Here is a 12918-nt window from a genome sequence, read left to right as displayed (position 1 = left end):
TTTTATTTCTATTATTGAATAGCAATGAAAATGTCTACTTCTGCATTTTCACGATCTAGGCTTTTTTCTCCATAAACTTCAAAATCAGAAGTAAAGATTCGGTTTAAACCCGAATTCCAAATCTTCAGCCATTCATCATAAACAACACCATTTGCAAGATTTCCTTTGGCAGTAAATTTTTCATAATGGCGACCTTCAATTGTTTTGCCAGTCAAGCCTTCGGGAATTGAATCTAAATTCTCTACTGCAAAACCCAAAAGTGTTGTATAAGGTTTTGTATGATCCTTTTCGTAATCTGTGTAAACACAAATAATATCGTTACTTAACTTATTTGCAATTTTTTCATAAATTCCTTCTGAAAAAAATTGGTTCCAAAGCGCAGGAATATCCTGCCCTGACTGCCCATTTTCGTTAGTGGTTCTGACTGAAATTCCAATAATGTTAAACTTTTGAATATCCATTTTACTTAAATTTTGATTTGAAGTTCAAATCTATAATCAAATAGTGACAACTGTATGTCAACAGTAAAACATTAATTACTCAAATGACTGTAAATGTAAGTTTCAATTGCTTTTAACTCTTCGTCAGACATTGCTTTGGTTACTCCAAAATTTGTCTGCATTACCGAAAACTGACTTGGATCAACAATTGGATCTGCATTTCCTTTTAAGAAAGTTGGAATATCACCTTTTTTGTCTTTATAGATTTTAGCAATTTCCTTAATGCTCGGCCCAATGACTTTTTGATCCGGCTGATGGCATGAAGTACAATTTCCTCTTCCTTCAAAAATTTCTTTTCCTAAAGCTTCAGGTGTTTTGGCTTTCGCCGATTCTCCTTCAGAATATGCTTCTATAGTTTGGTCTGTACTTTCTGAAACTTCTTTTTTGCATGAAGCAAATGCTAAAACGGCAGATAAGAATAATACTTTTTTCATTTTATTTATTTAAAAGTATTGAAGCTTCTTTTGCAAAATAAGTCGAGATAATACTCGCACCTGCACGCTTAATGCAATAAAGTTGCTCTATCATAATTTTGTCGTGGTCTAACCATCCTCTTTCCGCTGCGGCCTTTACCATAGCGTACTCACCAGATACTTGGTAAACTGCAACTGGCACATGAACGGCATTTTTTACCTCACGAACAATATCCAAATACGCAATTCCCGGTTTTACCATAACAATATCTGCACCTTCTTCAACATCTAATAAAGCTTCACGAATTCCTTCAATTCGGTTAGCATAATCCATTTGATACGTCTTTTTATCTTTTGGAATATTTTGCGAATCAACCGGAGCAGAATCTAACGCATCACGAAATGGTCCATAAAATGCAGAAGCATATTTTGCACTGTAACTCATGATTCCAACATTATGATGTCCGTTTTCTTCCAATGCTTTTCTTATCGCTAAAACACGTCCATCCATCATGTCGCTTGGGGCAACGAAATCGGCTCCAGCTTCTGCATGGCTTAAACTCATACGAGTTAAAGCATCAACTGTTGCATCGTTAATTAATTGACCGTTTTCGATAATTCCGTCATGACCATAAATAGAATACGGATCTAATGCTACATCTGGCATTACAATCATTTCCGGAACGGCATCTTTTATCGCTCGGATAGTTTGCTGCATTAAACCGTCTTTATTCCACGCTTCTGTACCTTTGTTGTCTTTTAAATTATCGCTTACTTTTACGTAGATGTTTACCGCTTTAATTCCTAAATCCCAGGCTTCTTTTACTTCTTTAATGGTGTTGTCTAATGAATGGCGATAAATTCCAGGCATTGACGGAATAGCAGATTTTATGTCTTTTCCTTCGGCAACAAACATTGGAAGCATAAAATCTTGTGGACTTAAGCTAGTTTCACGAACTAAAGAACGAATTGATTCGTTGGTTCTTAAACGGCGGTTTCTTTGTAATGGGAACATTGTTTTTGAATTTTAGATTTTAGAATGCAGATTTTAGATTTTTCTGCAATCTTATTTTTTTATTTTTATTAATTGATGTCAATACTTTTGACTTTATGACTTTAAACTTTTGACATAATTTATGTTATCGAAGCGTCATAAATTCCTTTAATGGTCTTCTCTAATTTGGTATTAAACACGGCATCAGATTGATTGGCAAAAAGTCCTTCAGACAATGCACGTGAAAAACTGGCAATTAATCCGTGGTTTTGAGATAGTTTTTCATTGGCTTCTTCCTGACCATATCCTCCAGAAAGAGCAACAACTCGTACAACATGCGGATCAGATATTAGTTCACTGTAAAAGTCATTCACAGTTGGAATAGATAATTTCAGCATCACTTTTACATCTTTGTCTAATGCATTAAGCTGTTTTTGTATTTCTTCTTTTAGAATTTCTTCTGACTTTTCTTTGTCTGCGCTGTAAATATCAACTTCAGGTTCTATAATTGGAATAAGTCCTTTTGCAAAGATTTGTTTACCAACTTCAAATTGCTGCTCCACGATTTCGCGGATTCCAACGGTGTTTGCTTCTTTAATAACAGAACGCATTTTAGTACCAAAAACATTTCGTTCTACAGCTCGATCCAACAAGTCATCCAGATTTGAAATTGGTTTCATTAACTGAACTCCGTTTGCAAGATCAGCAAGACCTTTGTCAACTTTTAGAAAAGGAACTATGTTTTTTCTCTTCCACAAATAATCAGCAGTCCATTCTCCGTCTATTTTGCGGTCCATTGTGTTTTCAAACAAAATAGCACCTAGAATATATTGGCTGTCAAAAGCCGGACTTTTAATAATTCTGGTTCTCATTTCATGTACAAGCGTATACATTTCTTCGTCATTTGTATAACTGCTTTCTTCAACACCATATTGCGATAATGCCTTTGGTGTGCTGCCGCCGCTTTGATCTAGTGCTGCAATAAAACCCTTTCCGGAATTCATGCGGTTTAACTGTTCTACGTTTACCTTTTCCATAATTTCTTATTTTAGATTAAACATTACAAACCTATTTTATCATTTACTTTATCATAAACCTTTTTCACTTCTTTTGGAGGATCAAATCGATAACCCAAAGAAAGTTTTAAAGTGGCAATATTATCGTTTAGTCGCGGATCGACTTTATCATCCTGAGAAAAACTTACCGAATTAAGGGTTGCATAACCAAAGAAACGGTCATTATTATAAGCCAGTTTTAAATTTAAATCTGCCTGATATAAAGCTGAGGTATCTCCGTCAACATCATTAATTCCCGCCCCCAAAGCAATTCCTGCACCAATCAAAATACGATCACTAATTACAAAATTATAAAAATAGGATGGTGCCAGTGTAAATACATAGATGTCACCCGGTGTTGTGTCGGGAGCATTTAAGTCTATGTTGGTGTAATAGAATGAGAAAGTCGGGATAAAACTTCCGGAACTTTTAGTCTGCCATTCGTTTTGGCTTATCAATGTTTTAAAAGAGAACTTATCATTAAAAACATAAGATGTCGTTCCGCCAATTTTCGTAGTCCGCATTTTGGGCAATTGTGCCGTTACATTATCATCACTAACATAAAATCCTTTTTGATTGATGAAAGTAAACGACTGCATCCATTTTTTATAGTAAAAACGGGTATTAAAATTAAAATGCTTGGAATGAGAATCGCCTTTATTGCCGGAAAGAAATTTAGGAGCAAAACCAACCGAAATATCAATGATCTTATAATTCAGATTAAAACCAATTTGCTCTCTTCGATTCGGAATAAGATTAAGAAATGTTTTGGGTTCCTGAGCATCCGAAGCAATCTGAAAACTATTCGAAGTATCTAAATAATAAATACTGGTGGTAATTTTATCATTATATGATTTAAAATACGGATTTTGCAGCGAATCATTCTGGGCAAGACACCCAAAAACGCTGACAAAAAACGTTATATAAATCATTTTTAGATCCATTCTCGCTGATTTTCTAAAACATTTACTAATTTTTCTTCTTCACTTCCGGCTTCTGCATGATGATCATAAACCCATTGTACATGCGGAGGAAGACTCATCAAAATACTTTCAATTCTTCCGTTTGTTTTTAAGCCGAATAAAGTTCCTTTATCATGAACCAAATTGAACTCGACATAACGGCCTCTGCGTATTTCCTGCCAGGTTTTGTTTTCTGAAGTATATGCTAAATTTTTTCTTCTTTCCACAATTGGCACATAAGCTTCAAGGAAACTATTGCCGACTTCGGTTACAAAGTTGTACCAGTTTTCCATCGACATTTGTTCATTTGCTTTGCAATAATCAAAGAATAAACCGCCAATTCCGCGGGCTTCATTTCGGTGTGCATTCCAGAAATACGAATCGCATTGTTTTTTATATTTCGGATAAAACTCCGCATTGTGTTTGTCGCAAGCCGTTTTACAAGTTTGATGAAAGTGTTCTGCATCTTCTTCAAACAAATAATAAGGCGTTAAATCTTGCCCGCCGCCAAACCATTGCTCAATTACATTTCCAGACTCATCGTACATTTCAAAATAACGCCAATTTGCATGTACCGTTGGCGTCATCGGATTTTGGGGATGAATAACTAAACTTAATCCGCAGGCAAAGAAATCAGCTTCGCCTACGCCAAACATTTTTTGCATGGTTTCAGGAAGTTTTCCGTGAACAGCAGAAATATTTACACCGCCTTTTTCAAAAACAGCACCGTTTTCAATAACACGCGTTCTTCCGCCGCCGCCTTCAGGACGTTTCCAAAGATCTTCCCGAAACTTTGCCGTTCCGTCGACAGCTTCTAATCCAGCACAGATTTGGTCTTGTAATTGTTGTATGTATGCGTAAAATTTATCTTTCATGTTGATTGTATTCTGCTTTAAGTAATCCGAAATAAACGGTGTTTTGCAATTCGCCATTTCCATTTCTAAACTCGTCCCTTAAAATTCCTTCTTGTTTAAAATTATGCTTTAATGCAATTTGCTGACTCGCCAGATTGATTTCTGATGTACAGATAAAAACTTTATTCATTTTCAATTCATTGAAACAAAAGGCAAGTGCATCAGAAACCATTTTGGATGTGATTCCTTTTCCTTGAAAATCTTCATCAATAAAATAACCTAATTCACATTTTGAAATGCGGTAATCAATTGTTTTTACACATAAATAACCAATAAGATTATTCGTTTTTATGTCTCGTGCATAAAAATAGTATCCCTCATTATTTTTCTCTTTATCCAAGCTGACAGATATAAAATCCTGTGTTTTTTCAAGAGAATCAGAATTAGCCAGAGTTACAGGAAAAGTTTGTCCAATGTGATTTTTATTCTTGTCAATTAGTTTGTAAAACTCTTCAGGAAGAATATTTTCAATTCGGTCTGTTTTCCAATCTGTAAAACTCATTTCTATTTGTTTTTTAGAGAAGCAATTTTAGCGTTGATTCCAAATGAAAAAACTTTGCTTTCTTGTTGGATATATTGATAAAGAGCTAAAGCTTTATCATTAAAATTATAGTTTTCTTCTTTTGAGAATTCTATTAAAATATCACCAAATTGTTCTAATTGTTCCCAGTCAAAATGAAGACGGGTTAATAAGGTGATTAATTCTTCATTGGAGTAATCGATTAATGTTTGAATATTTAATCCAAACTCTTTTAATTGATTTTCGATATCTAATTTTTGTAAATGACTCAAAGTATAAGGTACAAAAATGAGTGTTCGTAACGTCTTGAGGACGTTATCAATTCTGATTTTTTCTTCGTCTCTTAAACCTTTGTTTAACATATTTATGTTTTTCTAAATCTAAATGATTTGATATTATTTGCAAACCCCGGATTGAAATCCGGGGCTACAATATGAATCGTTCCTTCGGAACTTTATATAGTTTTATAAATATTTAATTCAAAAACTGAATACTAAAAACTGCGACTGAAAACTATTGTCCGTATTCCTTAACCGCGTCAATAAACGCTTTTGCGTGATCTACAGGTATGTTTGGTAAAATTCCGTGACCTAAATTTACGATATATTTATCTTTTCCGAACTCATCGATCATTTCATGAACCATTTTTTTGATTGTTGGAATTGGAGAAAGCAATCTTGACGGATCAAAATTTCCTTGTAAAGTAATGTTTCCACCAGACAAATAACGAGCATTTCTAGCCGAACAAGTCCAGTCTACACCAAGAGCAGAAGCACGGCTTTTACCCATTTCGCCAAGAGCGAACCAGCATCCTTTTCCGAAAACAATAACCGGAGCAACATCTGCTAAAGCTTCAACGATTTGGTTGATATATTTCCAAGAAAATTCCTGATAATCAACAGGAGAAAGCATTCCTCCCCAAGAATCAAAAATTTGAACAGCATTAACTCCTGCTTTTACTTTTTCTTTTAAGTATAAAATCGTGGTGTCTGTAATTTTTTGTAGTAATGTATGCGCAGCAGCCGGATTTGAAAAGCAGAATCCTTTTGCCATATCAAAACTTTTAGAACCTCTTCCTTCAACAGCATAACATAAAATTGTCCAAGGCGAACCAGCGAAACCAATTAACGGTACTTCGTCATTCAGCATTTCTTTAGTCAATTTAATGGCATCCATTACATAACCAAGACTTTCCTGAATATCCGGAACGTAAACCCTGTGAACATCTGCCATAGAACGAATCGGATTTGGAACAAACGGACCAATATTTTCTTTCATTAAAACTTCAATTCCCATTGCTTGCGGCACAACTAAAATATCCGAGAATAAAATAGCAGCATCCGGAGCAATTCTGCGAATTGGCTGAACTGTAATTTCTGCAGCTAATTCAGGAGTTTGACAACGTGTGAAGAAATCGTATTTATCACGCAATTCTATAAATTCCGGTAAATATCTTCCGGCTTGACGCATCATCCATACTGGCGGACGTTGAACAGTTTCTCCTTTTAATGCTTTTAAAAATAGGTCGTTTTTTAACATCTCTTATTTGTTTATCCTGCAAGGTTTCCAAAACTTTGTAGGTATTGTTGTTGATTAATATATACCTACAAAGTTTTGGAAACCTTGCAGGAAATCTCGTTTGTTACTTATATTCAGACAAAACATCTTCAATTACGTCTTCAACCGTTGGCTGATCTGCAATGATGATGTTTTTTGTAATTTTATGTAAAGCTTCTGCGGTGGTTTCTCCAATACAAAAGCAGGTTTCTTTCTTGATAGTATTATCTTTCAAATAACTTTCAACGCCAGAAGGACTGAAAAATAAAATTCCATCAACTGTATTTTTTATTTTCTGAGGTGTCAATGACGTATCATAAACCTGAATTTCATTAAATTTTACCTCAGCATCTTTTAAAGCATTTGGTAAAGTATCTCTTCTCAGGTTTCCACTGAAAAAAGTATAGCTTTCATTACGGTAAATCAAAGTGATAATTTCTGCTAAATCTGAAGCATAACCCGTATAAGCCACAACATTAAAACCATTTTCAGATAAAAGGATTTTTGTTTTTAAGCCAACGCAATACACGTTTTTACTTTTAAGTTCTTCTGATTTTGGATTTGATAAAACGCTGTGAACGGCATTTTGACTTGTAAAAATCAGACTTTCGTTGAGGTTTTTAAGTTCGAAAGGTTTGTTTTCGGTTTTAATGAAATCGGCTTCGATTACTTCGATGCCAGCTTTTGTCAACTCTTGTTTTTGAAGAGGAGATAATATTTTCGTAGATAATATCTGAGTTGATTTTGCCATTATTTTTTCAGGGATTCTTTAATCTTCTGCATTAATTCTGTTCCGCCATTGTTTAAAATCTCCTGCGCAGAGTGAAAACCTAACTTTTTCCATTCTGAAATATCAACGGTTTTATTAATTTCCAATTTTTGCTTTCCGTCAATCGAAAGTAAAACACCTTGAAAATGTAAAGTATCTTCGTCTTCATTATATGTTACCAAAGCTCCAATTGGGGCAGTACATCCACCTTCCAGCGTTCTTAAAAACTGACGTTCGATATAAGTGCAGATTTCAGTTTCAATATCATTTAACTGCGAAAGCGCATCAAGCGTATAATTGTCATTTTCCATTGCTACAACAAGCATTGCTCCTTGTGCCGGCGCAGGAATCATCCAGTCTAAATTAATGTAGTTTTCTGGTTTTAAGTTAATTCGCTCTAAACCTGCAGCGGCAAAAACAGCTCCATCCCAATCATTGTCTTTTAGTTTTTGCATGCGTGTATTCACATTTCCACGTAAATCAACTACAGTATGATTTGGGTATTTGTTAAACCATTGCGCCTGACGACGTAAACTTCCAGTTGCAATAATACTTTGTTTATTATCAAAATCAGGATTTCCTTTATGAACCAAAATATCCAGAACATTTGCTCTTGGTAAAACTGCCGCCTGAACAATTCCTTTTGGCAAAGCCGTTGGAACATCTTTCATGGAATGCACCGCAATATCAATATCACCATTGATCATGGCAATGTCCAGCGTTTTAGTAAAAATTCCGGTAATACCGAGTTCGTAAAGCGGTTTGTCCAAAATAATATCACCTTGAGATTTAACAGCAACAATCGAAGTTTTATAACCTAAATCATTTAGTTTTTTCTCGACAGTATGTGCCTGCCAAAGTGCTAATTCGCTATCGCGCGTTCCAATTCTGATTGTTTTTTCAGCCATTTTTTATTTTTTTACCATTAAGATATTAAGGTAATTAAGCCTTTCTTTGTCAAAGAACATTAAACTTAACTTTTTTAATATCTTAATGGTTCAAATTTATTTAATCCATTAGTCTTGCGAAATGATCATTCACAAGTGGTTTCATTGATTTTGTAATGTTTGTTGTGTTGAAATTTATCAATAGTCCTTGAGGTCTTTGTAATAATTTCATGTATGTTAATAATTGTGCTTCGTGAATGGGCAATAAATTTTCTATTGCTTTTAATTCTACAACAACACAATCATTTACAAGTAAATCAATTCTTAAATCAGACTCTAATTCAAGGTCGTAATAATCTATTTTAACAACTAATTGTTGTTTAACATCATATCCGTTTTGTTCTAATTCGTATTTGAGGCATTGTTCATAAATGCTTTCTAAAAGTCCAGGTCCCAAAGCTTTATGCACTTTTATAGCAAAACCTGTAATTTCATAAGCTAATTGAGTAACCTCTTTTTTTGTCATAGAACTTTTTTATTTTTGACCTAATATATTAAGAAAGTTAAGTTTTGCTTTGTACATACGCAAAGCTTAATCTATCTTAAAAATTTAATGGTTTCTATTTCTGCATTTAATCTTAATTACCTTAATATCTTAATGGTAAAATTAAATTTAAGATGCTTTTATTTTGAAGACTTTCTCGATCCATTCGATGCTTTCATCAACCATGGTATCGTCGTCTTTTAAATGATTTGCAAAATGAGTAGTAATTTTTTGAATGATTCTGTTGCTGATGATTTCTGCTTGTGCTTCATTAAAATCAGCGATTTTTTTGCTTTGAAAATCTAATTCCGAAACTTTAATGGCGTTTAGTTTTTCTTTTAAAGCATTAATCGTTGGCGCAAATTTTCGGCCTTTCATCCAGATAACGAATTCTTCTTTGATTTCTTCGATAATTGCTTCAGCTGCCGGAATGTGTAATTTTCTGTTTTCCAAAGTTTCATCTGTCAACTGAGACAAATAATCCATGTGAATTAAAGTTACACCTTCTATTTCTTCTACATTTTCATGAACATTTTTCGGAATCGACAAATCCAAAATCAACAAAGGTTTTTTAAGATTTAAAATTGCTTTGTCAACCGTTGGGTTTTGCGCACCGGTTGCTACAACCACAACATCGGCATTTTGAAGTTCTAAGTGTAATTCAGAATAATCTTTAACAATCAGATTTAATTTTCCAGCCAGTTTCTCAGCTTTATCTTTAGTTCTGTTAATTAAAGTAATGTGTTCGTTTTTAGTATGTTTTACTAAATTCTCACAAGTGTTTCTTCCAATTTTTCCAGTTCCAAAAAGTAAAATGTTTTTGTTGCTGATATCTTCAACATTTTTAAGAATGTATTGTACCGATGCAAAAGAAACCGAAGTAGCACCAGAGCTGATCTCCGTTTCATTTTTAATTCTTTTGCTTGCCTGAATTACCGCATTCACCAATCTTTCCATAAAAGTATTGGCCAATCCCATTGATTTTGAATGAGCAAAACTGGTTTTAATTTGAGATATAATTTCAAAATCGCCCAGGATCTGACTATCTAATCCAGTTCCTACGCGAAACAAATGATTAATTGCTTCTTGATTTTTGTAAACGAAACCTACTTTTTGAAATGCATCAACAGAACCATTGCTGTTGTCGCAGATAAGTTTGATTAATTGAAATGGATGTTCTGCAAAACCGTAGATCTCGGTTCTGTTGCAGGTTGAAGTAACTAGTAAACTTTCTATTCCATCGTTTTTAGCTTGTTCCAATAAGCGAGTCTTCGCAACGGCATCCAAAGTAAACTGACCTCTGACCTCTGCATCAGCTTTTTTATAACTCAGACCAACTGAATAAAAATAAAGGTGTTTCGGTACATTATTGTTTTCCATAAATTCACTTTCATAAAGTGCAACAAAATTATTACTATACTGTTTATAAAAGTAACGCTGAAAGTACTTTTTGTATCGCTGCATGTTTTTTTGATTCTAAACGTCTCATTTTATTCAAAAAGAAGTACTTTTGTAGCAAAATCAACTTGTTTGAAATGATTTGTTTAGAGTCATTCTAAATAACATTTTGCTTTTCTTTTGATTTTAGTTTCAAAAAAATATCGCTATGAGTTCTCAAGAAGTTATAAAAATTGAAGACGACTTTACGCTGATCCGTTTTCAAAACGATGGTCCGGAGCCTTTTTATGCACAGCACGAAATAGGTACAGGCCTGATACAGTTTCACTTCGGGATAAAAGGCAATGCTAAATTTTTGTTCAATCAGGGCAATTATGCTTTAGAACTGAAAGAAGAAAAATCGCTGCTTTTATACAATCCGCAGAAAGAATTGCCTCTTAATTTAGAATTGGCACCTAACTCGTGGGTGATTTCGGTAATTGTTTCCATCAAAAAATTTCACGCGTTGTTTTCTGCCGAAGCCGATTATATTACTTTTTTAAGTCCTGATAATAAGGACAAAAAGTATTATAACGAAGGAAATATTAGTCCTTCAATGGCTATTGTCTTAAGTCAGCTGTTTCATTACAACCTTCATCCGTCCATAAAAAACCTTTATTATAAAGGAAAAGGATACGAATTACTGAGTTTGTATTTTAACAGAACCGAAGATCCAAATGCAGAACAATGTCCGTTTTTGATTGATGAAGACAACGTGCTGAAAATCAGAAAAGCCAAAGAAATTATCATCGCCAATATGGCTGAACCTCCGGGACTGCAGGAACTGGCAGATGAAATTGGTTTAAATTTGAAGAAACTAAAAATGGGTTTCAAACAAATTTACGGCGATACGGTTTATGGTTTTCTGTTTGATTACAAAATGGATTTCGCCCGAAAACTTTTAGACAGCGGTTCTTATAATGTAAATGAAGTTGGACTTAAAATTGGTTACAGCACCGGAAGTCACTTTATAGCAGCTTTTAAGAAAAAGTTTGCCACGACTCCTAAAAAATATTTAATGTCGATTAATGCGAATGTTTAAGTTTTTGCCACGAATTTCACGAATCAACACGAATTAATGATCTGCGAAAATCTGTTAAACCCGTTAAATCGGTGTGCCATTACACCAACAAATTGATTTTCGATATTCAACAATAAATAAAAAGTAATAATTATCATATTTACAAAAAGAAGCAAGTTCTACTTTTGACGAAATTTTTAAAAACAAATAAAAGCTTAAAGCCTAATGCTTAAAGCCTAAAGCAAAAAAATAATGAAAGGCGTATTATTAGTAAATCTAGGATCTCCCGATAGTCCAACAACAAAAGACGTAAAACCTTATTTAGATGAATTTTTAATGGATAAATACGTGATCGACGTTCCGTATTTATTGAGAGCATTATTAGTTCGCGGTATTATTTTAAGAAAAAGACCAGAAGAATCAGCGCATGCTTACGCGAAAATTTGGTGGGAAGAAGGTTCTCCATTAGTTGTGCTTTCAGAAAGAATGCAGAAAAAAGTGCAGCCTCTTGTAAACGTTCCAGTTTCTCTGGCAATGCGTTACGGAAGTATGACCATCGAAAAAGGACTTCAGGAATTGAGTGATAAAGGAGTTACAGATGTAATGCTTTTTCCTTTATATCCGCAATATGCAATGGCCTCGACTTTGACTATTTTAGTGAAAGCAGAGGAAATTCGCAAGAAGAAGTTTCCACACATGACTTTTACAGATGTTCCGGCATTTTACAATAAACCTGATTATATCAAGAATTTAGCAGATTCGATTCAAAAACATTTAGTTGGTTTTGAATATGATCACTTATTGTTTTCTTATCATGGAATTCCTGAGCGTCACATTCGCAAAACCGATGTTACAAAATCACATTGTAAAATTGACGGTTCTTGCTGCAACACGCCATCTCCGGCGCATGATTTCTGTTATCGTCATCAATGTTATGAAACAACAAGACAAGTCGTTAAATTATTAGGACTTCCAGAAGATAAGTACAGCCTGACATTTCAATCGCGTTTAGCGGGAGACAAATGGTTAGAACCTTATACAGATGTCGAAATTGATAATATGCCGGCAAAAGGAATCAAAAAATTAGCAGTTGTAACACCAGCTTTCGTTTCGGATTGTTTAGAGACTTTAGAAGAAATCGCGATGCGTGCCAAAGAAGATTTTGAGAAAAATGGAGGCGAAGAATTCCTGGCAGTTCCATGTTTAAATGACGACGACGAATGGTGTCAGACAGTGAGTAACTGGATTAACGATTGGGCTAAATAATATTTGTTTCAGGTTTAAAGTTTAAAGTTTTTCTCAAAGTTGATAACTTGAAACTTTAAACCTGAAACTTTAAACAAAT

15 protein-coding genes are annotated in these 12918 nt (G+C 34.2%); 2 read left to right on the top strand and 13 right to left on the bottom strand.

Annotated elements, in window-relative coordinates; genetic code table 11:
• Positions 1-11: 11 nt before the first annotated feature.
• The 13 genes from APR43_RS17270 to hemA all read right to left on the bottom strand — a co-directional run bounded on the left by APR43_RS17270 (position 12) and on the right by hemA (position 10495).
• Positions 12-461, bottom strand: a complete 450-nt coding sequence (locus tag APR43_RS17270) for a GyrI-like domain-containing protein (protein ID WP_053473153.1) — start codon at positions 459-461, stop codon at positions 12-14.
• A 71-nt stretch (positions 462-532) separates the two neighbouring features.
• Complete coding sequence (locus APR43_RS17265; protein WP_053473152.1) at positions 533-934, bottom strand: c-type cytochrome; 402 nt, start codon at positions 932-934, stop codon at positions 533-535.
• A 1-nt stretch (position 935) separates the two neighbouring features.
• Positions 936-1928 carry a porphobilinogen synthase gene (hemB, locus tag APR43_RS17260; RefSeq protein WP_053473151.1) on the bottom strand — a complete coding sequence of 331 codons (993 nt, stop codon included), beginning with the start codon at positions 1926-1928 and terminating at the stop codon, positions 936-938.
• A 119-nt stretch (positions 1929-2047) separates the two neighbouring features.
• Positions 2048-2944: a fructose bisphosphate aldolase gene (locus APR43_RS17255; protein ID WP_053473150.1), complete on the bottom strand. Its 897-nt coding sequence runs from the start codon at positions 2942-2944 to the stop codon at positions 2048-2050.
• Positions 2945-2967: 23 nt separating this feature from the next.
• Entirely contained in the window at positions 2968-3894 is a 927-nt protein-coding gene (locus APR43_RS17250) for a DUF4421 family protein (RefSeq protein WP_240514966.1), read from the bottom strand.
• Positions 3895-3896: 2 nt separating this feature from the next.
• Positions 3897-4799, bottom strand: coding sequence for an oxygen-dependent coproporphyrinogen oxidase (hemF, locus tag APR43_RS17245; RefSeq protein WP_053473148.1), 903 nt, complete (start codon positions 4797-4799; stop codon positions 3897-3899).
• Positions 4789-5340: a GNAT family N-acetyltransferase gene (locus APR43_RS17240; RefSeq protein WP_053473147.1), complete on the bottom strand. Its 552-nt coding sequence runs from the start codon at positions 5338-5340 to the stop codon at positions 4789-4791. The genes hemF and APR43_RS17240 overlap by 11 nt, the downstream gene beginning before the upstream one ends.
• A 2-nt stretch (positions 5341-5342) precedes the next feature.
• Entirely contained in the window at positions 5343-5720 is a 378-nt protein-coding gene (locus tag APR43_RS17235; RefSeq protein WP_053473146.1) for a hypothetical protein, read from the bottom strand.
• A 151-nt stretch (positions 5721-5871) separates the two neighbouring features.
• Positions 5872-6897 carry a uroporphyrinogen decarboxylase gene (gene hemE, locus APR43_RS17230; RefSeq protein ID WP_053473145.1) on the bottom strand — a complete coding sequence of 342 codons (1026 nt, stop codon included), beginning with the start codon at positions 6895-6897 and terminating at the stop codon, positions 5872-5874.
• 103 nt (positions 6898-7000) lie between these two features.
• Positions 7001-7666: a uroporphyrinogen-III synthase gene (locus APR43_RS17225; RefSeq protein ID WP_053473144.1), complete on the bottom strand. Its 666-nt coding sequence runs from the start codon at positions 7664-7666 to the stop codon at positions 7001-7003.
• Positions 7666-8592 carry a hydroxymethylbilane synthase gene (hemC, locus tag APR43_RS17220; protein WP_053473143.1) on the bottom strand — a complete coding sequence of 309 codons (927 nt, stop codon included), beginning with the start codon at positions 8590-8592 and terminating at the stop codon, positions 7666-7668. The genes APR43_RS17225 and hemC overlap by 1 nt, the downstream gene beginning before the upstream one ends.
• 100 nt (positions 8593-8692) lie before the next feature.
• The gene (locus APR43_RS17215; RefSeq protein ID WP_053473142.1) at positions 8693-9097 is read right to left on the bottom strand and encodes a GxxExxY protein; all 405 of its coding nucleotides are present in this window, start codon (positions 9095-9097) and stop codon (positions 8693-8695) included.
• Between the two features lie 147 nt (positions 9098-9244).
• Positions 9245-10495 (bottom strand): glutamyl-tRNA reductase, encoded by a 1251-nt coding sequence (hemA, locus tag APR43_RS17210; protein WP_053473174.1) that lies wholly within the window; start codon positions 10493-10495, stop codon positions 9245-9247.
• 226 nt (positions 10496-10721) lie between these two features.
• Between hemA and APR43_RS17205 the strand changes: the two genes are divergently transcribed.
• On the top strand, positions 10722-11594 hold the full coding sequence (locus tag APR43_RS17205; protein ID WP_053473141.1) for a helix-turn-helix domain-containing protein: 873 nt from the start codon (positions 10722-10724) through the stop codon (positions 11592-11594).
• Between the two features lie 231 nt (positions 11595-11825).
• Complete coding sequence (hemH, locus tag APR43_RS17200; RefSeq protein ID WP_053473140.1) at positions 11826-12839, top strand: ferrochelatase; 1014 nt, start codon at positions 11826-11828, stop codon at positions 12837-12839.
• Positions 12840-12918 lie beyond the last annotated feature (79 nt).

It is taken from the genome of Flavobacterium sp. NLM (assembly GCF_002210235.1).
Taxonomy (GTDB): domain Bacteria; phylum Bacteroidota; class Bacteroidia; order Flavobacteriales; family Flavobacteriaceae; genus Flavobacterium; species Flavobacterium panici.
The sequence above is the reverse complement of the archived record's forward strand: the minus strand, read 5'-3'. Positions and strand labels throughout refer to the sequence as shown.